Here is a 25872-nt window from a genome sequence, read left to right as displayed (position 1 = left end):
CTTCCAGCTGCGCGTCGACAGCCGTTCGGAAACCGAACTCGGCACCCTGCGCACCTACGCCGCGATCAACTTCCAGTTCACAACTGACAGCTCAGTTGGCGGCTTCGTTCAGTCCCACGACGCTATGGGCATCGAACATGCCTACATCGAACTCGGCGGCTTCCGCATCGGCAAGACCGACTCGCTGTTCTCGACCTTCACCGGCTATGCCGGCGGCGTGATCAACGACGACATCGTCGGCTATGGCCCGTTCGGCACGCACCAGATCGCCTACACCTTCACCGGCGGCAACGGCTTCTCGGCCGCGATCGCTCTTGAAGAAGGCGACGGCACCGAAACGTTTGCTGCTGACTTTGACGGCGATGGCGTCTTCACCGATTCCTTCACCGCCAGCTATGGTCTCGACAGCTACATTCCGCATGTTGTCGGCGGTCTGGCCTGGACGCAGGGCTGGGGCGGCGTCTCGGCTGTTGCCGCTTACGACGCCAACTGGGAAGAGTGGGCCGCAAAGGTTCGTTTGGACGTGAACGCGACCGAGCAGCTCTCGCTCTTCATCATGGCCGGCTTCGGCTCTAACGATGACTTCGATGGCTTCTTCGACGATGATGGCCCGAACTACTACGCCAACTGGGGTGGCGACTGGGCTGTCTGGGGCGGTGGCACCTTCACCGTTTCCGAAAAGGCCAAGATCAACGTTCAGCTTTCCTATGATGAAGAGGAAAACTTCGCTGCCGTTGCGAACGTGAACTACACGCTCGTTCCGGGCCTCGTGATCACGCCTGAAATCGTCTATGTCGATAACTTCGACGATGACCTCGACGACGATAGCGACGAGATCGGCGGCTTCCTCCGCTTCCAGCGCACGTTCTAATAGCACTTCGGTGCGCAGGTTGACCCGGGCAGCTTTGTCCGGGTCAACTTTTCGTAAGACCAATCGTGAAGCCGCTATCGGCGCGATTTTGACCGGAATCAAATCAGGGGTCTGACAGAGGGGATATAACCGTAGAGCGAAATTCCTGTCGGGCGGCGGAATTTTGCGTATCGCGATTTGAGGCTGACGTGTCTCTCGCTATTGTCTTTTTCTTACGTTTCGTGCTTGTGCTTCGTCGTCTTTTTATTCGGAGCGGGGGCGCTTGAGTAATGAAACTTGACGACGACAATAGGCTTTGGAAGGATGGTATATCCTTCACTTCCTTCAGCTCGCAAACGGCGGACTATGCGCTTTCCAAGCTTAGCAAAGTCGAATCGTTCAGCATAGCCGACCTTTTTTCCCTCTATAAAGACATTTTGTGGGACGACGGAAAACACAAATACAATGTCAGTTCCTTCCTTGGTGAACTAGACGAGATACTGCTTGGAGAACGCTTCAGCGTTCTTGACCAGGATACCGTCGACGGTCTGATCGGAAAATTGCGCGAACGCGGCAACAGCAACGCAACCATCAATCGAAAGATGGCGGCGCTGAGCAAATTGCTGCGCAAGGCGTATAAAATGGGAAATATCCACAACCTTCCGGAATTCCGCCGACAAAAAGAGCGCGCCGGACGAATCCGCTTTCTGGAGCGAGAGGAAGAGGACCGCCTGTTCTCGGCCGTGAAGGCCAGATGCGAGAACAGCTACCGGCTCTGCATCTTCCTGGTCGACACGGGTTGCCGCCTGGGCGAAGCCATCGGGCTCATCTGGAACGACGTGCACGATCATCGTGTCTCCTTCTGGATAACGAAGTCGGGGCGTAGCCGCACCGTCCCGCTCACGGCCCGCGCACGGGAATCGTTGATCGTCGGTGGCGTCCGGGCGAAGGGACCGTTTTCGATGCTGAACCAGCCTAAGTTCCGCGCCGTCTGGAACGACGCCAAAGCGGAGATCGGCCTGGGTACGGATCTGCAGGTGGTTCCGCATATCTTGCGCCACACCTGCGCTTCCCGCCTCGTCCAGGGCGGCATCGACATCAGGCGTGTCCAGATGTGGCTTGGCCATCAAACCCTCCAGATGACCATGCGCTACGCGCATCTCGCGACCAACGACCTCGATTCCTGCGTCGGCGTCCTCGAACGCAGGACCGCCTAGAACTCCTCTGGCGGGCGAAAAGGACCGGAACCTTCGATCCGTCCGCCCGTTTTTCTGACGATCGCCTGCTGATCGATCCCCTTCGAACAGGAAAGGAAATCGTCATGAAACTCAAAGTGCTCCCGATCGCAGTTCTCGCGGCGACGCTTGCCAGCGGCGCCTTTGCGCAGACGGCCCCCGTCCAGGATGACACCGGCCCGGCCCCAGCGGTCGACCCGACCGTAACCAGTTCTCTGGAAGACACCACTCTGATGGGGCCGTTCTACACCGACGAAACCATGACCACATTGCGCCCGGTCGAGGAGATGAGGGCCGCGTGGGCGGCGATGTCGGAGGAAAACCGCACCACGATGCTGCGGGATTGCGAGGGCAACCCGTCCATCAAGTATCGCGAGTTCTGCGGCGCTATTGAAAGCATGTAGCAGCGCGAGCATCGCGCATTCGAAACGGCGGGCCTCTGCGCCCGCTGTTTCGTTGTTTTGGCGCCCCGCTATCCGGGATCCGCGGTCAGCATCGCCAGAAAGCCCAGCACGGCTTCCCGTTCCGCCGGCGTGAGGATGTCCGTCTCGAAAAGCCGCAGGCTGCGCATGCCTTCCAGCGCCAGGAATACGGCAAGCGCCCTGTTTTCGTCCTTTGCGTTGGCTTTCAGGCGATCGAGCAGCCGGCGCTTGAAGCGGCTCACGGGTACCAGAAGCTCCGGATTTTCAGCCAAGGCCGCGAGCACGCCGGTCGGCGGTGGCAAGGCCTGCTCGGCGACGAACAGATCGAGATAGGCGGCAACGAGACTGTTGGATCCGCCGCCATGCGCTTTTTCCTTCTCGTTCAGGGCGGCGTCGAATTCGCTCAGATGCTGCTCGACCAACGCTTGGAGCAGCTTCGACTTCGACGGGAAATGGTAAAGCAGTCCGCCCTTCGATACCCCTGCCCGGCTCGCGACCGCGTCCAGGGAAAGGTTTCCCGGGCCGATATCGCGGGCCAAAGCCGCGGCCGCCGACAGTATTTTCCCGCGCATTCCTTTTTTCATGGACCCAAAGCCGCCTTTGACAGTTCGTCCGGAAGCACATCCGGAGGTTGACAATACCGTCCGGACGGTACAGTAACCGCCGCGGTTTGCATAGCGGTTTCGATGAAGCTTGCAGACCGCAGCCATTCGTCGTCGAACCGTTCGAGCCTGGTGTCATTCATGATCAAGCGCCTCCTCATCGCCTTCATCCTGCTGGTGCTGGTCGTCGGCGGCATAGTCGGCTTCAACGTTTTCCGCGACCGAGCCATCGAGCAGTATTTCGCCAACGCGCCGGTCGCGGCAGTCACCGTGTCGGCATCGGTCGTCGAGCCGATGAAATGGACGCCCGGCATCGAGGCCATCGGAACGGTAGGCGCTGCGCGTGGCGTCGACCTGACGGTGGAGACGACCGGGATAATCAAGGACGTTTTGTTTTCCGCCAATCAGCGCGTCGAGCAAGGCGCTGTTCTGATCCAGCTCGACGACTCGGTGGAACGCGCCGACCTCGCAGCCGGCATGACGCAGGCGGCCCTCGACAAGACCGCCTACGATCGTGCGCTCGAACTGCAAAGGCGTGGCGTCGGAACGGAGGTGAATGTGGAGGCGGCAAAGGCTGCGGCCGACGCGTCGGCCTCGCAAGTCGCCAAGTTCCAGGCCGTCCTCGACCAGAAGCAACTGACGGCGCCATTTTCTGGAACGATGGGCATTCCCCGCATCGATAGCGGCCAGTATATCGCGCCCGGTACGATCGTCGCCACGCTGCAGGATCTCGACACGATGCGTGTCGATTTCTCGATCCCTGAACAGCAGCTCGACCTGGTCGAGATCGGACAGACGGTGCGGCTCGGTGCCAACTCTGCCGACATGAAATTCAGCGGCTCGATCATCGGCATTGAACCCAAGGTCGACCCGGTGTCGCGGCTGGTCTCCATCCGGGCGGAGGTCGTAAATCCCGATGGCCAGCTCAGCCCCGGCCAGTTCGTCCAGGTGCGCGTGGAACTGCCTGCGGAGGACGGCGTGCTTGCACTGCCGCAGACCTCCGTAGTCTCCAGCCTCTACGGCGATTACGTCTTTGTCGTGCGGCCGGCACAAGACGAGGCCGGCGCTGCCGATCCCGCCCAGCCGGCGCAGGAAAGCGCGACCCCTGCCGAGGCGCCGGCCGCGAATCAGGAGAACGCCGAGCCCGCCCTCGTCGTCGATCAGGTCTTCGTCACCACCGGACGCCGCTCCCAGGGGCTGGTCGAGGTGCTGAAGGGCATCGAGGCCGGCGACCAGATCGTCACCGCCGGGCAGAACCGGCTGTCCAACGGTACGCCGGTCAGGGTCGACAACGCCGTCAATCCGGCAAACATCACGGCCGCAAAATGAGTTTTTCCGACATCTTCATCCGCCGGCCGGTCTTGTCGCTCGTCACCGCCTTCATGATCCTGCTCCTGGGCTTTCAGGGCATATTCAACCTGTCGGTGCGCCAGTATCCGGAAGTCGAGGAGACTGTCATCACCATCACGACGGTCTATCCCGGCGCCAGCCCCGACCTCATCCAGGGCTTCATCACCGCGCCGATCGCGGCGGCCGTGGCGACCACCGAAAACATCGACTACGTCACCTCCCAAAGCCGCCCTTCGGCCAGCGTCGTCACCGTCCAGATGCAGCTCGGCTCCAATCCGGACGTTGCGCTCACCGAAGTCATGTCGAAAGTGCAGCAGATCCGGGGCCAGTTGCCGACCGACGCCGAGGACCCGACCATCGTCAAGGGCACCGGCCAGCAGTTCGCCATCATGTATCTTGCGATGCAGAACCCGAACATGACCTCGGAGCAGCTTACCGAATATATCGAGCGGGTCATCAGGCCGCGCCTTTCCACCGTGCAGGGCGTGGCGGAGGTGCAGATCCTCGGCGCGGCGAATTATTCGATGCGTGTGTGGATCGATCCGGTGCTGCTCGCCGCGCGCGGCTTGACGGCCACTGACGTGCTCACCGCCATCCAGTCGTCGAACTATCTGTCGGCGCCGGGCAAGACCAAGAACGAATACGTCGCCTATTCGATCACGCTGCAATCGACGCTGCAGACGCCGCAGGCTTTCGGGGAGCTGCCGCTGCGATCGGAGGACGGCAACATTGTGCGGCTGCGCGACGTCGCCAAGGTTGAGCTGGCGGCCGAAAGCACCGACACGGTCGTGAAATTCAACGGCGAACCCGGCACCTTCATCGGCATATTCCCGACGCCGGCGGCCAACCCGCTGGATACCGCTGCGGCTGTCATCGACGAACTGCCGGCGCTCCAGGCCAGCCTTCCCGAAGGCATGACGATCACCATGGTCTATGACGCGACCGAGACGATCAGCGCGTCGATCGAGGAGGTGTTCACGACGATCGCCGAAGCCGTGGTGATCGTGGTCGTGGTGATCCTTCTGTTCCTCGGCTCGTTCCGGTCGGTGCTGATGCCGGTCGTCACCATTCCGCTTTCGCTGATCGGCGTCTGCTTCCTGCTGTTCGCGCTCGGCTATTCGATCAACCTCCTTTCGCTGCTCGCCATGGTCCTCGCCATCGGCCTGGTGGTCGACGACGCCATCGTGGTGCTCGAAAACATCCACCGCCACATCGAGGAAGGCTTGACGCCGATGCAGGCGGCGTCGGTCGGCATGAAGGAGATCACCGGGCCTGTCATCGCCATGACGATCACGCTGGCCGCGGTGTTCGCGCCGCTGATGTTCACCGGTGGCCTGACCGGGTCGCTGTTTCGCGAATTCGCCGTCACGCTCGCCGGAGCGGTTATCATTTCGGGTTTCGTCGCGCTTACGATCACGCCGATGATGTCGGCGCGCATCCTCAGGGCGGACATCCACAGCCGTTTCCAGAGCTTCGTCGACCGCACCTTCGACCGGGTCGCAAACCGCTACGAGCGGCTGGTCTCCGGCTCGCTGGACTACCGGCCGGTGACGCTGATGATCGTCATCGCGCTGATGGGGGTCACCGGCTACATGTTCTTCAAGACCTCGAGCGAGCTCGCCCCGGAAGAGGATTCCGGTGCGCTGTTCTCGCTCATCCAGGCGCCGCGCTACGCCACGTCCGAATACACCAGTCTCTATGCCGACCAGATCCGCGAGTTGACCAAGGATATTCCGGAGCTGCGGGCGAATTTCTCGATCGTCGGCATGGGCGGCGAAACCAATTCCGGCTTCGCGGTCTGGGCGTTCAAGGATTGGGCCGAGCGCGATCGTTCGCAAGCGGAGATCCAGCAGGACATCCAGGCCCGGCTTGCGCATGTTGCGGGCGCGCAGGCGCTGGTGTTTGCGCCGCCCTCCCTGCCCGGCGCCGGCGGCGGCCTGCCGATCTCGCTGGTGATCCAGTCGACCGGCGACCCCAGCCAGGTGTTCGAGGTCGCCGAGCAGGTCAAGCAGGAGGCGCAGGCGTCCGGGCAGTTCATCGTCGTCCAGAACTCGCTGGCCTTCGACGCGCCGCAGGTGACGATCACCATCGACCGCGACCGCGCCGCGGCTCTGGGCCTGCCGATCCGGGACATCGGGACGACGCTCGGCCTGCTCGCCGGCGGCGGCGCAATTGCCCAATTCGACCGCGATTCCAACAGCTACGACATCATCACCCAGGTGCCGCCGGAATTTCGCAACAATCCCGAAAGGCTCGGCCAGTTCTATGTCCGCAGCATTTCGGGGAAAATGGTGCCGCTTTCGGCGGTGGTGAACGTATCGACAAACGCTTCGCCGGCTTCGATCGAGCAGTTCAACCAGCTGAATTCCGCGACGATCACGGCGCTTCCAGTGCCTGGCGTCACCACAGGCGACGGCCTGGCGACGATCGAGAACATCGCGCGGCCGCTGCTGCCCGCCGGCTTCTTCATCGACTATTCGGGCCAGTCGCGCCTGGAGGCCGAACAGGGCAACACGATCCTGATCGCGTTCGCGCTGGCGGTCGTCGTCATCTACCTGGTTCTGGCGGCGCAGTTCGAGAGTTTCCGCGATCCGCTGATCATCATGATGTCGGTGCCGCTGTCGATATTCGGGGCGATTGTCCCGCTTAATCTCGGTCTTGGCACGCTGAACATCTACACCCAGGTCGGGCTGATCACGCTGATCGGCCTGATAACCAAGCACGGCATCCTGCTCGTCGAATTCGCCAACCAGCAGCGCGAACTGCATGGGCTGACGCGGCGCGAAGCCATCGTAGCCTCCGCGAAGGTGCGCCTGCGGCCGATCCTGATGACCACCGCAGCCATGGCGCTCGGCGTGGTGCCGCTGATCATCGCCTCGGGCGCCGGTGCGGCCGCGCGCTATTCCATGGGCCTGGTGATCTTTTCGGGCGTTCTCGTCGGGACGGTGTTCACCCTGTTCGTGGTGCCGATGTTCTACACCTTCATCTCGCGCAAGGAACTTGTGCGCCACGAGATCGAACCGGTTTCGCAGCCCGGCCCTCGCACTGAGGGAGCGGGCTGAACCCATTTTGTGCTGGTCCAGCACGCCTGCCCCTGAAAAATCGCATGCAATCCGCGAGTTTTTTGCTATCGCTGGCCAACTGTCGTCGCCCGCACCAGAGTGCCCGCCCATGCCCAGTCGCCCGCCGCTCACGCCGATTGTCGAAGCCCTTCCGGCAACGGTGCCGTTCGTCGGCCCGGAGGCGCAGCAGCGCGCCAGCGGCAAGCCGTTCCGCGCGCGCATCGGCGCCAATGAGAGCAGCTTCGGCCCCTCCCCCCGCGTCATCGAGACCATGGCGGCTGCGGCGCGCGACATGTGGATGTACTGCGATCCCGACAATTACGAGCTGAAGGCCGCACTTGCCGCCCATCTCGGCGTCGATATCGGGAATGTCGTCGTCGGCCAGGGCATAGACGGGCTGCTCAACATAGCGGTCCGGATGCATGTTGCGCCGGGCGACGCGGTGGTCACCTCGCTCGGCGCCTATCCCACCTTCAACTTCCATGTCGCGGCCAGCGGCGGCCGCCTCGTCACCGTTCCCTATGCCGACGACCGCGAAAACCTCGACGGCCTGCTCGGCGCCGTCAGGCGCGAAGATGCCCGCGTGGTCTATCTCTCCAATCCTGACAATCCGATGGGCACATGGTGGGAGGCGGATGAGATCACGCGCTTCGTCGAGGCGCTGCCGGAAACGACGATGCTGATTCTCGACGAGGCCTATGGCGAGACCGGGCCGGCCTCGGCCATGCCGTCGATCGATACCGCGCGTCCCAACGTGCTGCGCATGCGCACATTCTCCAAGGCTTACGGGCTTGCCGGCATACGCTGCGGCTATGCGGTCGGCGAGGCCAAGGCTATCGCTGATTTCGAAAAAATCCGCGACCATTACGGCGTTAGCCGCATGGCGCAGATCGCAGGGCTCGCGGCACTTGCCGACCAGAGCTACCTCCATGAGGTCGTCGCCAAGGTCGCGGCGGGGCGTGACCGGATCGCCAGCGTCGCGCGCGACAACGGCCTCTCCCCCATACCCTCGGCCACCAATTTCGTGACGATCGATTGCGGCAGCGACGGCGCATTCGCGCTCAAGGTGCTTCAGAATCTCATTGCCCGAGGCATCTTCATCCGCAAGCCGATGGCGCCGGTGCTCGACCGCTGCATCCGCATCAGCGTCGGATTGCCTGACGAGCTGACGCTGTTTGCCGAAGAACTGCCCGGCGCGCTGGCTGCGGCGCGCCGCTGATCCGGTTTTCACGGCGCGTTCACGCCCGCGAATGCTCACGCAAGGTCCGCTCGAAAATCGAGAGCGCCTCGGCGAACTCGTCGCGTTTCAGCACGGCGAATCCCACGCGCATGTGATCGGGCATGGCGAAGCAGTCGCCCGGCGCCACGAGCACACCTCTGGCCGCAAGAGCCTCGCAGAACGGGCGGCTGTCAGGTCCGTCGCAAAACCACGGGAAGGCGACCGTGCCGCCCGCAGGCTTTACCCACGCCAGTATGTCGGCCACGCGCTCCATATGCGCCGAGAGCGCGGCGAGATTTTCTTCCGCAACCACCTGAAGCTTTGCCAGCAACGCTTCGCGATGAAGCAGCGCATCGGTCGCCAGCGTCTCCAGAACCGGCGAACTGCTGATCGTGAAATAGCTTCGTGCGTCGATGATCTTCTTGCGCCGTTCGGGATCGGCATCGACGATCCACCCCATGCGCAGGCCTGCCAGCGACAGCGCCTTGGACATGTCGCCGATCACAAGGACATTATCGACGGACGCCGCCGATGCCGGCCGCGCGTCGAAATAGAGCGGGTGATAGACCTCATCGACAATAAGCGGCACGCTGCGTTCCGCCAGCGCGGCGGCGAGCGTGCCGATCTCGTCCGGCGGCATGATCGCGCCCGTCGGATTGTGAGGCGTGTTTACCAGAGCCAGCACGGTTTCGCCGTCGGTCGCCCCGAGCACATCTGCAGCCGACAGCCGATAATTGTCTTCGCGGGCCATACTGTAATGGCGTGCGCCAAGCCCCCAGACAGTCGCCATGACCTCGAAGGCAGGGAATGCCGGCGACGGCAGGACGACATTGCCGCCCAGCCGGGCGGCCAGACAGAAAAGAACCGACAGCGCCTCCGACGCGCCGGTCGTCACCACGACCCAATCGGGATCGACCCCGAGAAACGCTCCGATTGCCTCGCGAAGCGCGCGGCTTCCCTCTGGCGGCGCGTAGCTGACCGTCACATCGTCGAGGCGTGACCCGCCTCCTGCAAGCGACAGCAACTCGCGGACGGTCCATTTCGGCCCGGTGCTCGACGCCAGGTCGTACGCAATGGGCGGCGATGCGAACTGATACTTTGCGAGCCAATGGTCGAGGAGAAAAGGCGGCATATCCATGGCGTGGCTTTCTCTGGCAGGATTTTAGAACAATCGATCTTTTCGCGAGGCTTCCGCACTATCCGGCAAACTGCTTGCTTTCGCATGGGCCTGGCAGATGGAAAATGTTGGCCGGCAGCGGCTGCTATACACCGCCGCCGAGAAGCTCCTCCAGCCGATCGAGCAGCCGCCGCTGGGCTTCGAAGATCTTTTCATGCGCATCCGCCAGCGAAAACCAGGCGGCACGATCGACCTCGGGGAAGGAGGCGAGGCGTCCGCTTCGCGGCGGCCATTCCATCTCGAAGCTGTTGCTTTTAAGAGTGGCAGGATCGAAATCGCATTCCGCCGCGAATGCGGTAACGGTCTTGCCGGCTTTCTGCCTGATGTCGCCGAGCGCCGTCATTTCGCCGGCGATCGTCCAACCAGTCTCTTCGGTGAATTCTCGCCGCGCCGTGGCTTCCGCATCCTCATTATCAGCATATTCGCCTTTCGGGATCGACCACGCGCCCAGATCGCGCTTTTGCCAGAACGGCCCGCCCGGATGGACGAGCAGGACTTCGATCGCCTCTGCCCGCCTCCGATAGACGAGAGTACCTGCGCTTTTTGCCGCCATGCCTCAGTTTCAGCCGTTAGCGCTTTTCATGCAAGGACCTCAATCTAGTTGAATTAATTGAACGTTCGTTTTATTGTTGCTTTCGCAAGGAGCGACAATGGCGCGAACGACGGGGTCGGACGGCGGCAGGACCGAGGCGGCGACGCGCGAAGCGGCGCTCAGCCTTATTGCGCGCCAGGGCTACGAGGCGGTCTCGATGCGCCAACTCGCGGGCGAAGTCGGTGTCCAGGCGGCGGCGCTCTACCGCTATTTCCCGACCAAGGAAGACTTGCTGTTCACGCTGATGCGCGAGCATATGGAGGGTCTGCAGCAGGCCTGGGAGGCGGCGCGGCCGGCAGCGCCCGACCCCGCCGCGCGGCTCTCGGCCTTCGTCGAAAATCACATCCGTTTCCATGTCGCCCGCCGCCATTCCACCCATGTCTCGAACATGGAGCTGCGCAGCCTCTCCAAAGACCGGCTTTCCCAAATCCTGCGCCTGCGCGGATCTTACGAAAAGGAACTGCGCCAGATTCTTCGCGAAGGCGCCGAGGCCGGGCTGTTCATCGTCGACGATGTCGGCATGACCGCCATGGCCATCATCCAGATGATCACCGGCGTGATCGTCTGGTTCCGCCCGGACGAGCGGCTCTCTGTCGAAGAGGTCGCAGAAACCTACCTTTCCATGACAAGGCGCCTCGTGGGCGCGGACGACGCCAGGGAGAAGCGAAATGTACGACCGCACGCTGAATTTCGGGCTGGGTGAAGACATAGACAGCCTGCGCGACCTGGTGCGCCGCTTCGCCCAGGACAGGATCGCGCCGATCGCGGCGGAGATCGACCGCGAGAACGTCTTCCCTGCGCATCTATGGACCGAACTCGGCGCGCTCGGCGTGCTCGGCATCACGGCCGATCCCGATTTCGGCGGCTCTGGCATGGGCTATCTCGCCCATGTCGTGGCGATGGAGGAGATTTCGCGCGCCTCGGCCTCGGTCGGCCTCTCCTACGGCGCCCATTCCAACCTCTGCGTCAACCAGATCAACCGCTGGGCAACGCCTGAGCAGAAGGAAAAATACCTGCCGCCGCTGTGCTCGGGCGAGCATGTCGGGGCGCTCGCAATGTCGGAATCCGGGTCCGGCTCCGACGTGGTCTCGCTGAAACTGCGCGCCCAGAAGCAGAACGACCGTTTCGTGCTCAACGGCACAAAAATGTGGATCACCAACGGCCCCGACGCCGACACTATGGTGGTCTACGCAAAGACCGATCCCGAGCGCAAATCGCGCGGCATCACTGCCTTCATCGTCGAGAAAGCGATGCCAGGATTTTCGGTGGCGCAAAAACTCGACAAGCTCGGCATGCGCGGCTCCAACACCGGCGAGCTGGTCTTCGAAAATGTCGAAGTGCCGTTCGAAAACGTGCTGCACGAGGAAGGAGCGGGCGTCGAGGTGCTGATGTCCGGCCTCGATTACGAACGGACAGTGCTTGCCGGCGGCCCGCTCGGCATCATGGCCGCCTGTCTCGACGTGGCTGTCCCCTACGTCCACGAGCGCAAGCAGTTCGGTCAGCCGATCGGCGAATTCCAGCTCGTTCAGGGCAAGCTCGCCGACATGTATGCGACGATGAGCGCCGCGCGGGCATATGTCTACGCTGTCGCGGCGGCTTGCGACCGTGGCCAGACGGAGCGCAAGGACGCCGCCGGCTGCATTCTGTTCGCCGCCGAAAAGGCGACTCTGATGGCGCTCGACGCGATCCAGCTTCTGGGCGGCAACGGCTACATCAACGACTACCCCACCGGCCGCCTGCTGCGCGACGCCAAGCTCTACGAGATCGGCGCCGGCACCAGCGAGATCCGGCGTTGGCTGATCGGGCGAGAGATCATGGCAGAGAGGGTTTAATTGGCAGCATTTATATATGCTGCCAGATTTTGCATATTTGCCATATTCGGGCCTATCTGGTAGCATCCGGTCCGGAACGATCGGAGTGAATGATGCCTCCTCCCAAGAAGGCTCGCGGGTTTGCTGAAGAAGCCGCTGATTTCGACCATGCACAAGCTGTAGCCGGGACCGCTTCCGTCGGCCCTGTGAGGGCGATAGTGGGTGAAGGCGGGCGGCTGGTCATCCCGGCCGAAATGCGGAAAGCAATGGGAGTCAAGCCGGGAGACACATTGGTCCTGAAAGTCCAGGGTGGCGAACTGACGGCAATCTCTCAACTGGTCTCGATCCGAAAGGTCCAGGAGCGCTTGGCCCCCTACAAGAAGCCGGGAGAGAACGTGGTTGACCAGTTTCTGGCGGATCGACGGGAAGAGCAACGGCGAAGCGATGAGCGACTCGACCGAGTGCATGCTGAAGGCATGGCGATGAAGAAGCCATGACGGCATACCTACTCGACAGTTCCGTCGTGCTCGCGGTGCTGTTCAACGAAAAAGGCGCAGACAACTCGTTGCGCTATTTCAAGGACGGGCAGTGCTGCGGCGTGAACGTCGCGGAAATCGTTGCGCGTCTGATCGATAAGGGCCGCACTCCGGATGAGGCGGTGAGCGACTTTGAGGCCTTGGGGCTGGAAATCTCCGGGTTTAGCCCTGAGAGCGCCATTCTTGCCGGGAGGCTGCGTCTGGCCATCCGGCACAAGGGCCTCTCGCTCGGCGACCGCGCCTGCATCGCGCTGGCCATCCACGAGAACGCCGTCGCTGTTACCGCCGATCGCTCCTGGGCCGATCTCGATCTCGGTTGTCCGATCGAGCTCATCCGCTGACGCGGATGCGCGCCCGATCACCCCGAAGCAACCCCTCAGAACCTGATATCCGCCGCAGACTTCAGCTTGCGCTCGGTCACCACCGCGCCCTCGAAAACCTCGCGCACGCCGGTGGCGGCCATCGGATCGACATTGCGTAGCCCCTTGAAATCGAGGCCCGTCAGCTCCTCGATCCGGCTTATCCGGACCTGCCGCAGATCGAACCGCCCGACATCGAAGCGCTCGGCCGCGAGGTTGCTGATGAGGTCCGCCTGGTGCAGCACGAATCCTACGGCGCGCAGCTCGTCTCCCCTCGAACGGTAAGCCACCATCTTCCAGTAGGCGCTCGGAATGAGCAGGCCGCGATGCGTCCTGTCGTCCTTGCCGAAGACCGGGCCGTTGAAGATCGACAGGCGCTGCATGTCCTGCTTCGCCTGGTCGGTGATGTGGTTTTCCAACTCGCCCCAAAGCCGCAGATCGCCCGGCTGCGACAGCTTGCTCTGGTTGAAGACCTGGTGCTGCGGCGCGCAATTGGTCCAGTGGAAAGTGTCGTCGTTGGCGATCTTGGCCTCCTCGGCGGTCATGCCCCATCCGGCGTCGTAGCGCCGGGCCAGGTGGCCGCGATCGAGCGGGTTGTTCTTGTAGAAGCGGTTGTCGGCCTGCAGGCCCACGTCGATGCGGGGATCGAGGAACCAGTCGTCGGCGCCGCGTTCCTCGACGAAGGGAGCAGCAGCGTCGTAATTCACCGCCGAGACATAGGCCAGTCGCCGGTCCGCGTTCATCAGAACGCTGAAATGGTGGTATTTCAGCTCGACGGAACCGTCGGCGAGCATCGCCGGTTCGCCGTGCCGCCGGTCGACCAAGTCGGGCATAGGCACGGCCGCGCCAAGGAAATCGGAGTCAAAGCCCGGCCGGCCGTCATAGTCGGGCGCGGGCCGGACCCGCTCCGCCAGCAGCGCCGCTTGGCCAAGCTCGGCGCGCACCGCGCGTGCGCCGCCTACCTCCACCCTGATCGTCACCGGCACGGTGACCGTCGCCGTTCCGGAGAGATCGAGCGCGCAGGTTTTTTCGGGACCGCCGTCTAGCACCACGCCTTCTTCCTGGCGCGGCCCTATTTCCGTCGTGTCGGATTTCTCCAGCAGTTCCTTCAGCAGCGCCGCCGCGCCGGCCGACAGGCCCTCGCGTTGCTTTAGGTGGTTGATGATGCGCGAGATGCGGATGCCCTCGTTGCCGATCCAGGCGATGTCCTCGATGGGCATGGTGTCTTTCCAGATCTTGCCGTCCCTGGTCAGGTAATTGCCGGCGGCGTCGCGCTCGGGCACCGAGGAATGATGCAGCGCGACCACTTCCCAGCGATCGTTGAAGACCGGGGAGCCCGACGAGCCGGGCTCGGTATCGCCGAGATAGTGGGCGAAGCCGTCGAGATCGCCGAGCGGCAGCGCGCTGAGTTCGTTCTCGCGGATCACCACTTCCTTCATCCGGCCCTGCGGATGCTGGACGATGTTGACCGGATCGGTGACCAGGATTTTTCCCTCCACGCCGACCAGCGGGCAGAAGCCGAAATCGGCAAGCTTTGCGGTCCCCACTCCCGGCGCGGGCTTCACCGCGACCAGCGCGAAGTCCAGCGCCTTGTCGTTGACGAAAAACCGTTCGGGATCGAGATGGAACGACTGGACCAGCTTTTGCCTCCCGAGGCGGTCGCGCTGGTAGTCGAACTCCGCAACGCTGGCGGCCGCCCAGCCGGCATTCTCCAGCACATGCTCGTTGGTGAGCAGCAGCGACGGCGAGACCATGAAGCCGGTGCCAAAGCCGAGGCTCCCGCCAAACTCGGTCCTGATGCGGGCCACCGAGCGCATGGCGTACGAGCCGAGCTCGAAGAACTCCGCCGAGAGGAAATCCTTGGTCGGCCCGATCACCCGCTCGACGAACAGGGAGTTTATGTCGGCTCTGGCGACCGGCTTGCGCGCGGCCAGTTCGCGCACCGGCGCGGGAACCGCCGCCTTTTCCAACGCCGCTATGTTCTCCAGCGGCGCGCGCAGCTGCTGGCGCAGCCGGTTGGCGTGCTTGACAATGCGGTCCTTGCTGTCGATCTCGTCGTGGCGGCCTTCCGCCTTGGCTCGCGCCCTCTTGTCGCGCTCGGGTTTCGTCTTCTCCCAGCGGTCAGCCGCCGCGTTGATGATTTCATGAGAAAAATGAAACGTGCCGCCCACAATATTCTCCCCTCAAGGTTGAAAATCGTTCCCTAGCCCTACTGTAATACTACTCCTGCGTGTCTTCCTTTGCAACTCTCCCTCACTTTGCGTCAGCTGCACATCCGCGGTATGGCAACGGCTGAACTACCGCGACGCTCCTGTCCTCACGGCCGACGGATACAGTCCGGCGCCGCTGTTGCGCCGGCTTGCCCGACCTGTGTAAACATCCGGGTCCAGCGAACGGCGCAGCAGGCCTCCATGACCGTCATCCAGACCCAGATCTCCCCCTCTTCCGATCTCTTCCGCGCCAATGCCGAGAAGATGCGCGCGCTCGTTGCCGACATTTCCGATAAGGCCTCTGCCGTGCAGCGCGGCGGCTCCGACGAGGCCCGCGAGCGCCATGCCTCGCGCGGCAAGCTGCTGCCGCGTGACCGGCTGACGCAACTCATCGATCCCGGCTCGCCCTTTCTCGAGATCGGCCAGTTCGCCGCCTTCGGCATGTATGACGACAATATCGCCGCCGCCGGCATGATCGCCGGCATCGGCCGTATCGAGGGCCGCGAGGTCATGGTCGTCGTCAACGACGCCACGGTGAAGGGCGGCACCTATTATCCGCTGACCGTAAAAAAACATCTCCGCGCCCAGGAGATCGCCATGCAGAACAACCTGCCCTGCGTCTATCTGGTCGATTCCGGTGGCGCCAATTTGCCCAACCAGGACGAGGTTTTTCCGGACCGCGACCATTTCGGCCGGATTTTTTTCAACCAGGCCAGCATGTCGGCCATGGGCATTCCGCAGATCGCCTGCGTCATGGGCTCGTGCACGGCGGGCGGCGCCTATGTGCCGGCGATGGCCGACGAATCCATCATGGTGCGCAACCAGGCGACGATCTTCCTCGGCGGCCCGCCGCTGGTGAAGGCCGCGACCGGTGAGGACGTGACGGCGGAGGAGCTCGGCGGCGCCGATGTCCACACGCGGCTTTCGGGCGTCGCCGACCACTACGCCATGGACGACGACCACGCGCTCGCCATCGTCCGCCGCATCGTCCGCAACCTCAATCGCAGGAAGCAGATCGGCCTCGACCTGCGCGATCCCCTGCCGCCGCTTCATGCGGCCGACGAGATCTACGGCATCGTGCCGCAGGACACGCGCCAGCCCTACGACGTGCGCGAAATCATCGCCCGCATCGTCGACGGCTCGGAACTCGACGAGTTCAAGCAGAATTACGGGACGACGCTGGTCACCGGCTTCGCGCATCTGCACGGCATGCCGGTCGGCATCATCGCCAACAATGGCGTGCTGTTTTCCGAATCCGCTCTGAAGGGCGCGCATTTCATCGAGCTGTGCTGCCAGCGCAAGATCCCGCTGGTTTTCCTGCAGAACATCACCGGCTTCATGGTCGGCAAGAAATACGAGGCCGGCGGCATCGCCCGCGACGGCGCCAAGCTGGTCACAGCAGTGGCCACCGCGCAGGTGCCGAAGCTGACGATGATCATCGGCGGCTCGTTCGGCGCCGGCAATTACGGCATGTGCGGCCGCGCCTATTCGCCCCGCTTCCTGTGGATGTGGCCCAATGCCCGCATTTCGGTGATGGGCGGCGAGCAAGCAGCGACGGTGCTCGCTATGGTCAAGCGCGAGGGCATGGAGCGCCGCGGCAAGAAATGGTCGGCCGAGGAGGAAGCCGAATTCCGCCAGCCGATTCTGGAAAAATACGAGCGCGAAGGCCACCCGCTCTACTCCTCCGCCCGCCTATGGGACGACGGCATCATCGACCCGGCCCGCTCGCGCGAAGTGCTCGCGCTCAGCCTGAGCGCCGCGCTGAACGCGGAGGTGAAGGAGACGAAGGTGGGTGTGTGGAGGATGTGATGAAGCAGAAAACCGCTCACGCCGCGGACCCACCTGTGAAGAAGCACCGCATCTATTCGATCAGTTTTGCAAGCGTCTACCCGCACTACGTCGCGAAGGCAGAGAAGAAGGGGCGCACCAAGGCGGAGGTCGACGAGATCATCCTCTGGCTGACCGGCTACAGCCCGGCCGAATTCGCCGCCATCCTTGAGAACAAGACCGACCTCGAGACCTTCTACACGAACGCCCCTGCCATGAACCCCGCCCGGGCGCAGATCAAGGGGCTGATCTGCGGCGTCCGCGTCGAGCAGATCGAGGAGCCGCTGATGCGTGAAATCCGCTACCTGGACAAGCTGATCGACGAGTTGGCGAAGGGGAAAGCGATGGAGAAGATTCTGAGGGCGGGGTGAGTTGGCGCCGCGACGAATTCTGAGGTGAAATACAACGTTTCTGGGTAGAGAAGCTGAGCTTCGGCGACCATACAATCACGGGGCTGGATAATATTCGTTTATTCCGGCAATAAGGCTCATTAGCCCTTCGTTTATTTCATCTTTGCTCACGGTGCATGTCTTTCGGCGTCTTCCTCCATCGCTCCGACTCCAACTACCGCGACGTCCCGGCGGAGCAATACCAATTTCCACCGCAATATCTCCGCCGCGTTGAAGCCTGCGTCGGCGACTGGATCGTCATCTGGAGCCTTCCAAGGTTCCTCAGACACGCGGTTATTTCGCCGTCGCCAAGGTACAGCAGGTCATTCCCGATCCCGGCACACCGGGCATGTATCTCGCAATCATAGAGCCCGGCAGCTATCTGGATTTCGCCAATCCCGTCCCGTTCAACGGTGCGGATGGCATCGTCGAGCGCGGTCTGCTGAACGATGAAGGCCGCATATCCGGCCGCGCTCAATCAGCGGTCAGGCCACTCTCGGCCACCGACTTCCATCGCATCGTTATGGCGGGGCTGGATGAGTCCGATGCTCTGCTCCCGGGCATCGGCGATCCGACGCCTGACGGCTTCGAGGATGAGCAAGTTCCGTTCATCTATGAGCAGGAGCGAGAACGCGTCAGCCAATTGACCTCGCGCGTACTGCGGGATCGGGTCTTCCGACGCGTCGTCCTGCGCGCTTATGACCAGCGATGCGCCGTGACGGGACTTAAGCTGATCAACGGCGGCGGTCGCGCTGAAGTTGCCGCGGCGCATATCCGTCCTGTCGAGGCAAACGGCCCGGACATCCTGACCAATGGCATCGCGCTATCCGGCACCGCGCACTGGATGTTCGACCGAGGGCTGATCAGCCTCGCCGACGATCTGGAAATCCTGGTCTCGCGGCAGGTGAACGATCAGGAGGGCGTACGCACCATGATCAACAGGACCGGCCGAGCGCTCGCCCCGCAACGCATCTCCGAACGGCCGCACCCGCGCTTTCTCCAATGGCACCGCGAGAACTGCTTTAAGCAGTGAGGTGGCCATCGGCTCTTTCGCCACCCCAACGACAGCGGCAAGGTCGGGCAGGCCATCTTCGTCCGCGCCGGCATGCATGCGGAGCTGTTCTCGGAGTAGCCCTACCCCACAGGCGCCGCCAGGAGCTGTTCTATGAACCGGAAGGCCGCCGGGCGGTTCTCCTCCCAAGTCGGCATGATCTGGTCGGCGGGGAGGACAAAACCTCCCTCCTCAAAGGTGCGCGGCCTGAGCTCAATCGTGAAGGACGGAATGCCATAGGTCCCGTAGGTCCAGTCCGTCGTGTCGCCCGCGGTCGGGTAGAGCTCGGAAGACGGCTGCGGGACGTAGATCTTGCCGTGCACCGCCTCGATCAGATCGTGCATCTCGCCGGCCATCGCCACCATCTGCTCCCGATGCTGCAGGTCGGGGATGGGCTTCTCCGTATAACCCCAGGGATAGAGGATGAGCTGCGAATAGCTGTGGTAGGTGATCACGCCCGCGAAGCGCTCGCAGCCCACGAGATCGCGAACCGCCTGTGTTTCCGGTTCGGAGAAGGCGCGCGGGCCGACATAGGTCTCGTCGCTCGGCACGTGGCTGGAGGTCGGGATGTCGAGAGTGCCCCACATGTAGCCGTAGTTGCGGTTCGGGTCGACGCCGAACGAGCCGTCGGCGTTTCGCCGGCGATTCTTGCGCCAGAGTCGCGCTTCCGTCCGGCTGTGCTCGTGGCCATCCGGATTGACCATCGGCGCGACCCAGATTTCGCCGCTGCCGAGCCAGCCGGCGATCGGCGCCTCGTCAGCGCGCTCGACGAGTTCCTTGACGAGCAGGAATGGCACTTCGACCGCGATCCACTCGCGCGCATGGTGGCAGCCCATGAAGAGGAGTTTTGGCACGCCGCCGCGGCGGTCGCCGATCCGCAGGGCGAGGATCGGCCGCCCCTCGATGCTTCGGCCGATCTCCTTCAGCTCGGCGATGTCCGGCCTCGCTTCCGCGAGCCGCCGAAGCTCCTCCTCGAGGCTGGCGGCCGAATGATATTGCTCCGCCGCCGCAGCCGTGGCGAAGGCGCTGAGGTGCCGTTCCACATCCTCCAACTGCTCGACGAAGTAGCCCATGGCCGACAGCCGGTCGAGTTGGGCCTCGGTTCCGCGCAGGATCAGATGATCCGGCTTGACCTCCCAAACGTCGATGCCCAGCGGCACCCGAAGAATGTCCCCGAGCGGCTTTTGCGGCCCCGAAGACGTGACCCTGGCGATGAGGTTCATGCGACCACTCCTTCGTTCGACAACGCCTCTGATCACGGACCCGCCGGTTGCCCGGTCGGTACGGAGTCGGCGATCGTGCGGAGGCGTTCGACTCCAGCTATGTGTCGGCGTTCGAGTTCGGCGATCGTCTGCTCGGAGGCAGCCGCCACGACCGCGTCCGCTCCCCGCTCCCAGACATCAAGGCTCAGTGGAAGCTTCAGGAGATCGTCGACTGTGCGACCCACGACTGGAGTGATGCGAACCAGCCAGCGGACCGTCGCGCGTTCCGCCATATCAGGTGCTCCTCGGCATGCTTGGCAGCCTGCCCGATTTTAGCCCCTCCCGAAGTGAGCCGCAACGCCGCGCCCGTTCTCGTAGTAGCGCCGATGCCACAGCGAGAGCAGCCCGGAACACACCAGGCATTCCGTGCGTTGCTTGTTTTCCGAACACTGGTACAAAGTCCGAATGTCGAATCTCAGCCGCCGCAGGCTTCTTACCCTGGCCGCAACGGGTGCCGCCTCCGCCGCCCTCACCGCCTGCACCAGCACGCGTGAGCGCGCCACGACCGCATACACCCAGCCGGTCGCGCCTTTCCAGGGTCCGCAGCTCAGTCTCGATCCCGCCTTCGGCGACGCTCGCCTGATGTATGCCGCCATGGTCGACGAGGGCCACCAGATTCCGGCCGTGCCGATCGAGCAGATCGACCCGCGATACTACCGGCAGATCGTACCGAACCCGACCGGCGAAGCCCCCGGCACCGTCGTCGTCGATACGGGGAACCATTTTCTCTATCTCGTGGGCAATTTCGAGCAGGCGATCCGTTATGGCGTCGGCCTCGGCCGCGAAGGTTTCGAGTGGGCCGGCCGCGGGGTGATCGAGTGGAAGCAGAAATGGCCGCGCTGGTTCCCGCCGAACGAAATGATCGACCGCCAGCCCGAGCTGGAAAAATACCGCGCGCGGCAGATCCCCGGCACGAATAATTGGGAAGGCGGCATGCCGGCGGGCGTCAACAACCCGCTCGGCGCCCGCGCGCTCTATATATATCAGGATGGCAAGGACACGCTGTTTCGCCTGCACGGCTCGCCGGAATGGGCCTCGATCGGCAAGTCCGTGTCCTCGGGCTGCGTGCGGCTCATGCACCAGGACATCATCGATCTCTACGACCGAGTGCCCGAAGGCACGCCGATCGTGGTCACGGGCGGACTGCCGCCGGTCGAGGTCGCGCAAGTGCAATTCTGAACGGATTGCACGCGCCCGGCGCAGCCCGAAAAAAATTTTTATTCACACCCTCTGACGCGGCCGCATAATCCGTCCATCGCCCCTGCGGGAACCGGTTCCGGACCGGGGATCGGTAGGGCGGCGGTGACCTCCCGGCGTGGATTCGGTTCCCACGACCTCCGAGGGCGTCCGACGGGCCGGCATGCTAAAGCGAAGCGCCAATGCTTTGCGGAAGGCAGGCGGATCATCCGCGCGTCATTGTCCATGGAATGTACATGGAGCGGGGCGCGTGATCGGCCGACTGGGCGACAGACACCGGACGGGCGGGCATGGGAGTGCCTGTTCTTGTCTTACGAATTCGTGCGGCGCTTTCCTGCCCGCCCGTCTTCCCGACTCCTAAGCCTGTCGAAGGGCTCGCAATGGCCAGGGCCGAAAGGCAGCGTGGCGATGATGAAGCGCGCCAGCGTCCATTTGCGCCGCCCGCGCCCGCCGCCTAGAATGCCGGCCAGCGCGGGGCAACAACTAAATCCAGGGAGCGAAAACATGCCATCGAACTTCGTCTGGTACGAGTTGATGACCACCGACCTGGACGCTGCGACGGCGTTCTACAAGACCGTGGTCGGCTGGGATTCGGAATCCTCCGACACCCCCCAGATGCGCTACACGATCGTGAAGGCCGGCGACAAGCCAGTCGCCGGACTGATGACCATTCCGGATCATGCCGCGAAGATGGGCGCGCGGCCGGCCTGGACCGGCTATATCCATGTCGACAACGTCGACACCGCGACCGAAAACGTGAAGAAGGCCGGCGGCGCGGTCCATCGCGAGCCGGCCGACATTCCCGCGGTCGGCCGCTTCTCGGTCGTCGCCGACCCGCAGGGCGCGACGTTCGTCCTGTTCAAGCCGCAAAGCGAGGGCCAGCCGCCCGCGCCGCCGATGACGCCCGGCCATGTCGGCTGGCATGAGCTCTACGCGGCCGAGTGGAAGAGCGCCTTCGACTTCTATGCCGGGCAGTTCGGCTGGACCAAGACCGACGCCATGGACATGGGCGAGATGGGAACCTACCAGCTCTTCGCCGCCGGCGCCGGCGGCGAAGCGATCGGCGGCATGTTCAACAAGCCGGCCGATGTGCCCGCCCCGTTCTGGCTGTTCTATTTCAACGTCGGCGACATCGACGCCGCTGCCCAGCGCGTCACTGGCAATGGCGGCAAGGTGCTGATGGAGCCGATGGAGGTGCCCGGCGGCGGCTGGATCCTGCAGGCGACCGACCCGCAGGACGCAATGTTCGCACTGGTGGGCTCGCGCGGTTGACGATAGTAAGGGTGCGTCCTTCGAGGCTCGCTTCGCTCGCACCTCAGGATGAGGGATGCCGCGCTTTTTCGGCGTTCCATCCTGATCCGCCTCTTCAGGATGTGGGCGACCGAAGCGCTGCTTCGGAGCCGCATTTTGATCCGGCTACGCATCCGATTTGGGTGCGTTGCGACAACCTCCCTCATCCTGAGGTGCAAGCGAAGCGAGCCTCGAAGGACGCACCCCTGCAGCAATCACTCCCGGAAAGCGCATGTTCACCAAAATACTGATCGCCAATCGCGGCGAGATCGCAGTCCGCGTCATCCGCACCGCGCGCAAGATGGGCGTGAGGACCGTCGCCGTGTATTCGGACGCCGACGCCAAATCGCTGCATGTCGCCATGGCCGACGAGGCGGTGCATATCGGCCCCTCGCCGGTCGGCGAAAGCTATCTCGTCGGCGACAGGATCATCACAGCGGCGTTGGAAACGGGCGCGGAGGCGATCCATCCCGGCTACGGATTTCTGTCCGAAAACCCCGATTTCGTCGACAAGGTGATGGCCGCGGGCCTCGTCTTCATCGGCCCCTCGGCCGCGTCGATCCGCGCCATGGGCCTGAAGGATGCGGCCAAGCTCCTGATGGAAAAGGCCGGCGTGCCGGTGGTGCCGGGCTACCACGGCGACGGCCAGGCGCTTGTGCTGCTCGCCACCAAGGCGCGCGAGATCGGCTACCCCGTGCTGATCAAGGCGCGGGCCGGCGGCGGCGGCAAGGGTATGCGGCGGGTCGACAGCCCCGACGATTTCGCCGAGGCGCTTTCGGGAGCGAAGCGGGAGGCCAAAGCCTCCTTCGGCGACGAGCACGTGCTGGTGGAAAAGTATGTCGACAAGCCGCGCCACATCGAAGTGCAGGTGTTCGGCGACAATTTCGGCAATGCGGTGCATCTGTTCGAGCGCGACTGCTCGGCGCAGCGCCGCCACCAGAAAGTCATCGAGGAGGCCCCTGCCCCCGGCATGCCGGCCGAGATGCGCGCCGCGATGACCGATGCCGCGGTCAAGGCCGCCAAGGCGATAAAATATTCGGGCGCGGGCACGATCGAGTTCATCGTCGACGCCTCCGAGGGGCTGCGGCCCGACCGCTTCTGGTTCATGGAGATGAACACGCGCCTGCAGGTCGAGCACCCGGTGACCGAGATGGTGACCGGCGTCGACCTTGTAGAATGGCAGCTACGCGTTGCGGCGGGCGAGAAGCTGCCGGTGACGCAGAAGGAGATAAAGCTCGACGGCCACGCCTTCGAGGCGCGCATCTACACCGAGGATCCGACCCGCGGCTTTCTGCCGGCCATCGGCACGCTGCACCATCTGCAATTCGCCGATGTTGCGGCCGGCGCGAAGCTCCGCGTCGAAACCGGCGTGCGGGCCGGCGACGCCGTCTCGCCCTTCTACGATCCGATGATCGCCAAGCTGGTCGTGCACGGCCCCGACCGCGAGACGGCGCTGACCGCGCTCGCCGACGTGCTGGAGCGCACCGAGATCGCGGGATCGGTCACCAATGCCAGCTTTCTGGCTGCCCTTGCCCGCGATGTGGATTTCGCTGCCGGAGATGTCGATACGGGACTCATCGCCCGCAAGCAGGAGGCGCTGACCGCGGTTTCGCCGACAAGTCTGGAGACGATCGCGCAGGCTGCGCTCGCTGCCTCGGGCATGGGAAATGCTACGGCGTCAAGCGATCCCTGGAATGCGCTCGCCGGCTATGCGCATTTCCACGCCGGCGCGCGGCGGACGGTTCTGCGCCGCGGCGAGGAAGAGATCATCGCGCGTATATCGGTGAGGCCGGATGGCCGGTTCGACGTGGCGCTGGATGGCGCGGAGCCCTCCGGCCATTCGGTGGCTATCTCCTCGTCAAAGGGAGAAAATACCCGCGTGGCGCGCTGGCCCGGTCACGTCACGATCTTCGAGGGCGCGGCGTCCTACACTTTCGCGATACAGGACCCGTTCGCCAAAGCAGCCGACGCCGAAGCCGGGGTCGCCTCGATGCGCGCGCCGATGCCGGGACTGGTCAAGGTGGTGAAGGCAGCCAGCGGCGAGACGGTCAGGAAGGGCCAGCCGCTGCTCATCCTCGAAGCCATGAAGATGGAGCACACGGTCGCCGCCCCGCATGACGGCATCATCGCCGAGATCGCGACGGAGGGTGCGCAGGTCACCGACGGCACGGTGCTGGTGCGGTTCGAGGAGGCCGTTTAGGCCGGCTGCTTCGTCCTGCGCAGATAGGGCAGCACGCGGTCGAAACTGCCGAAGCGCTTCGTCGCGTCCTCGTCCGAGACGGCCGCGGTGATGATGACGTCCTCGCCCTGCTTCCACTGCGCCGGCGTCGCCACTGCGTGCTTCGCCGTCAGCTGGATGGAATCCAGCGCCCGCAGGATCTCGTCGAAGTTGCGGCCGGTGGTCATCGGATAGGTCAGCATCAGCTTGATCTTCTTGTCGGGGCCGATCAGGAACACCGAGCGCACCGTCGCATTGTCGGCCGGCGTCCTGCCTTCGGACGTCTCGCCCGCGCCCGCCGGCAGCATGTCGTAGAGCTTGGCGATGGAGAGCGTTGGGTCGCCTATCATCGGATAATCGACCTTGTTGCCCGATAGTTTTTCGATGTCGGCCTTCCACTTGTGGTGGTTCTCCACCGGATCGACCGAAATCCCGATCATCTTGGCGTTCCGGCGCGCGAACTCGTCCTTCAATCCGGCCATGTAGCCGAGCTCGGTCGTGCAGACGGGCGTAAAGTCCTTCGGATGCGAGAAAAGCACGGCATAGCCGTCGCCGATCCACTCGTGGAAATTGATCGGCCCTTCCGTCGTATCGGCGCTGAAATCGGGGGCAGTGTCGTTGATGCGAAGGCCCATTGTCATATCCTCCCGTTCAATCTCGCGGCGCGCCTCGGCTCGCCAGAATGGCGGCCAGGCGCCGAAGCCGGAATATTGCGACAGGCCGGCGAAAAAGGAAACACCGCGCCGGTTGTTCCCACCGGTCGCGGCGTTTCTTGTCGAGCGCGATCCCTGGAAGCGTCCCCACGCCCCCTGAACCCACTGCCCTTCCCCGTCTGACTTTCGCGCGGCTGGCCCGCCTCCAAGCTGCCGCGTTCTTGAGATTGAGGCCGATCCGTCTGCGCGGCTTCAGCCCGAAACTTTTGGGATGCTCAGTGCATCGTCATCCATTCGCGGGCTTCGCGCAGAGCCCGGGCGATTTCCTGCTTCGACATGGTCGCCGAAAGCTCGGAGCGCAGCTCGGCGGCCCGGTCGGAACCCTTGATCGCAGCGATGTTGAACCATTTGTGGGCGGTGACGATGTCGACCTCGCAATCACGGCCGGTCGCATACATCATGCCGAGTTCGAAAAGAATATCGGCCTGTGCGGTTGCGCCCATGGCGCCGAAACCTGCTTCAAACATTTCAAAACGTGCCATTTGACAAGTCCCCTGTCC

General features: G+C 63.6%; 23 protein-coding genes and 1 pseudogene. 16 read left to right on the top strand and 8 right to left on the bottom strand.

Features of this window, described 5'->3' with window-relative positions; genetic code table 11:
* The 3 genes from MAXJ12_RS28455 to MAXJ12_RS28445 form a co-directional block, all read left to right on the top strand.
* On the top strand, nt 1–871 hold an 871-nt coding region (locus tag MAXJ12_RS28455), incomplete at its 5' end, for a porin (protein WP_008839582.1).
* 269 nt (nt 872–1140) lie between these two features.
* Nucleotides 1141–2067 (top strand): tyrosine-type recombinase/integrase, encoded by a 927-nt coding sequence (locus MAXJ12_RS28450; protein WP_008839581.1) that lies wholly within the window; start codon nt 1141–1143, stop codon nt 2065–2067.
* A gap of 104 nt (nt 2068–2171) precedes the next feature.
* A complete protein-coding gene (locus MAXJ12_RS28445; RefSeq protein WP_008839580.1) occupies nt 2172–2489 on the top strand; it encodes a hypothetical protein in 318 nt (105 codons plus the stop codon).
* Between the two features lie 68 nt (nt 2490–2557).
* Here MAXJ12_RS28445 and MAXJ12_RS28440 read toward each other — a convergent pair whose 3' ends face one another.
* Nucleotides 2558–3079: a TetR/AcrR family transcriptional regulator gene (locus MAXJ12_RS28440; protein WP_008839579.1), complete on the bottom strand. Its 522-nt coding sequence runs from the start codon at nt 3077–3079 to the stop codon at nt 2558–2560.
* A 171-nt stretch (nt 3080–3250) separates the two neighbouring features.
* On the opposite strand from MAXJ12_RS28440, the gene MAXJ12_RS28435 reads away from it, so the two are divergent.
* The 3 genes from MAXJ12_RS28435 (at nt 3251) to MAXJ12_RS28425 (ending at nt 8740) form a co-directional block, all read left to right on the top strand.
* Nucleotides 3251–4438, top strand: a complete 1188-nt coding sequence (locus tag MAXJ12_RS28435; protein WP_040588516.1) for an efflux RND transporter periplasmic adaptor subunit — start codon at nt 3251–3253, stop codon at nt 4436–4438.
* Entirely contained in the window at nt 4435–7521 is a 3087-nt protein-coding gene (locus MAXJ12_RS28430; protein ID WP_008839577.1) for an efflux RND transporter permease subunit, read from the top strand. The genes MAXJ12_RS28435 and MAXJ12_RS28430 overlap by 4 nt, the downstream gene beginning before the upstream one ends.
* Nucleotides 7522–7630: 109 nt before the next feature.
* On the top strand, nt 7631–8740 hold the full coding sequence (locus MAXJ12_RS28425; RefSeq protein ID WP_008839576.1) for a pyridoxal phosphate-dependent aminotransferase: 1110 nt from the start codon (nt 7631–7633) through the stop codon (nt 8738–8740).
* A 19-nt stretch (nt 8741–8759) separates the two neighbouring features.
* On the opposite strand, the gene MAXJ12_RS28420 is transcribed toward MAXJ12_RS28425, so the two are convergent.
* Complete coding sequence (locus tag MAXJ12_RS28420) at nt 8760–9878, bottom strand: pyridoxal phosphate-dependent aminotransferase (RefSeq protein ID WP_008839575.1); 1119 nt, start codon at nt 9876–9878, stop codon at nt 8760–8762.
* Between the two features lie 124 nt (nt 9879–10002).
* A complete protein-coding gene (locus MAXJ12_RS28415; protein WP_008839574.1) occupies nt 10003–10470 on the bottom strand; it encodes an NUDIX hydrolase in 468 nt (155 codons plus the stop codon).
* Nucleotides 10471–10567: 97 nt separating this feature from the next.
* Here MAXJ12_RS28415 and MAXJ12_RS28410 point away from each other — a divergent pair, with 97 nt between their 5' ends.
* The 4 genes from MAXJ12_RS28410 (at nt 10568) to MAXJ12_RS28395 (ending at nt 13197) form a co-directional block, all read left to right on the top strand.
* Nucleotides 10568–11212, top strand: coding sequence for a TetR/AcrR family transcriptional regulator (locus MAXJ12_RS28410; protein WP_008839573.1), 645 nt, complete (start codon nt 10568–10570; stop codon nt 11210–11212).
* Nucleotides 11178–12341, top strand: coding sequence for an isovaleryl-CoA dehydrogenase (locus MAXJ12_RS28405; protein ID WP_008839572.1), 1164 nt, complete (start codon nt 11178–11180; stop codon nt 12339–12341). The genes MAXJ12_RS28410 and MAXJ12_RS28405 overlap by 35 nt, the downstream gene beginning before the upstream one ends.
* Before the next feature lie 197 nt (nt 12342–12538).
* Nucleotides 12539–12817 (top strand): AbrB/MazE/SpoVT family DNA-binding domain-containing protein, encoded by a 279-nt coding sequence (locus MAXJ12_RS34680; RefSeq protein WP_244421628.1) that lies wholly within the window; start codon nt 12539–12541, stop codon nt 12815–12817.
* On the top strand, nt 12814–13197 hold the full coding sequence (locus MAXJ12_RS28395) for a type II toxin-antitoxin system VapC family toxin (RefSeq protein ID WP_008839570.1): 384 nt from the start codon (nt 12814–12816) through the stop codon (nt 13195–13197). The genes MAXJ12_RS34680 and MAXJ12_RS28395 overlap by 4 nt, the downstream gene beginning before the upstream one ends.
* A 35-nt stretch (nt 13198–13232) precedes the next feature.
* On the opposite strand, the gene MAXJ12_RS28390 is transcribed toward MAXJ12_RS28395, so the two are convergent.
* Nucleotides 13233–15386, bottom strand: a complete 2154-nt coding sequence (locus MAXJ12_RS28390) for a DNA/RNA non-specific endonuclease (protein WP_008839569.1) — start codon at nt 15384–15386, stop codon at nt 13233–13235.
* A 240-nt stretch (nt 15387–15626) separates the two neighbouring features.
* Here MAXJ12_RS28390 and MAXJ12_RS28385 point away from each other — a divergent pair, with 240 nt between their 5' ends.
* From MAXJ12_RS28385 to MAXJ12_RS28375, 3 genes and pseudogenes are all read left to right on the top strand, one after another.
* On the top strand, nt 15627–17234 hold the full coding sequence (locus tag MAXJ12_RS28385; RefSeq protein WP_008839568.1) for a carboxyl transferase domain-containing protein: 1608 nt from the start codon (nt 15627–15629) through the stop codon (nt 17232–17234).
* A gap of 35 nt (nt 17235–17269) precedes the next feature.
* The gene (locus tag MAXJ12_RS28380) at nt 17270–17623 is read left to right on the top strand and encodes a DUF2200 domain-containing protein (RefSeq protein ID WP_008839567.1); all 354 of its coding nucleotides are present in this window, start codon (nt 17270–17272) and stop codon (nt 17621–17623) included.
* Between the two features lie 155 nt (nt 17624–17778).
* Nucleotides 17779–18674, top strand: a pseudogene (locus MAXJ12_RS28375) (HNH endonuclease).
* 101 nt (nt 18675–18775) lie between these two features.
* Here MAXJ12_RS28375 and MAXJ12_RS28370 read toward each other — a convergent pair.
* Both MAXJ12_RS28370 and MAXJ12_RS28365 read right to left on the bottom strand, forming a co-directional pair.
* Complete coding sequence (locus MAXJ12_RS28370) at nt 18776–19915, bottom strand: M14 family metallopeptidase (protein ID WP_008839565.1); 1140 nt, start codon at nt 19913–19915, stop codon at nt 18776–18778.
* A gap of 32 nt (nt 19916–19947) precedes the next feature.
* Nucleotides 19948–20187, bottom strand: coding sequence for a hypothetical protein (locus MAXJ12_RS28365; RefSeq protein ID WP_008839564.1), 240 nt, complete (start codon nt 20185–20187; stop codon nt 19948–19950).
* A gap of 172 nt (nt 20188–20359) precedes the next feature.
* On the opposite strand from MAXJ12_RS28365, the gene MAXJ12_RS28360 reads away from it, so the two are divergent.
* From MAXJ12_RS28360 to MAXJ12_RS28350, 3 genes are all read left to right on the top strand, one after another.
* Nucleotides 20360–21133: a L,D-transpeptidase gene (locus tag MAXJ12_RS28360; protein ID WP_008839563.1), complete on the top strand. Its 774-nt coding sequence runs from the start codon at nt 20360–20362 to the stop codon at nt 21131–21133.
* A 522-nt stretch (nt 21134–21655) separates the two neighbouring features.
* The gene (locus tag MAXJ12_RS28355) at nt 21656–22423 is read left to right on the top strand and encodes a VOC family protein (RefSeq protein WP_008839562.1); all 768 of its coding nucleotides are present in this window, start codon (nt 21656–21658) and stop codon (nt 22421–22423) included.
* A 250-nt stretch (nt 22424–22673) separates the two neighbouring features.
* A complete protein-coding gene (locus MAXJ12_RS28350) occupies nt 22674–24641 on the top strand; it encodes an acetyl-CoA carboxylase biotin carboxylase subunit (protein WP_008839561.1) in 1968 nt (655 codons plus the stop codon).
* Here the strand turns inward: MAXJ12_RS28350 and MAXJ12_RS28345 are convergent.
* On the bottom strand, nt 24638–25294 hold the full coding sequence (locus MAXJ12_RS28345) for a peroxiredoxin (protein ID WP_008839560.1): 657 nt from the start codon (nt 25292–25294) through the stop codon (nt 24638–24640). The two genes, MAXJ12_RS28350 and MAXJ12_RS28345, sit on opposite strands and share 4 nt — an antisense overlap.
* 293 nt (nt 25295–25587) lie before the next feature.
* Nucleotides 25588–25854: an SEL1-like repeat protein gene (locus tag MAXJ12_RS28340; protein ID WP_008839559.1), complete on the bottom strand. Its 267-nt coding sequence runs from the start codon at nt 25852–25854 to the stop codon at nt 25588–25590.
* Nucleotides 25855–25872: the final 18 nt, after the last annotated feature.

The organism is Mesorhizobium alhagi CCNWXJ12-2 (genome assembly GCF_000236565.1).
Taxonomy (GTDB): Bacteria; Pseudomonadota; Alphaproteobacteria; order Rhizobiales; family Rhizobiaceae; genus Allomesorhizobium; species Allomesorhizobium alhagi.
Note: the sequence above shows the minus strand (reverse complement) of the source record. Positions and strands in the feature narration are given on the sequence as shown.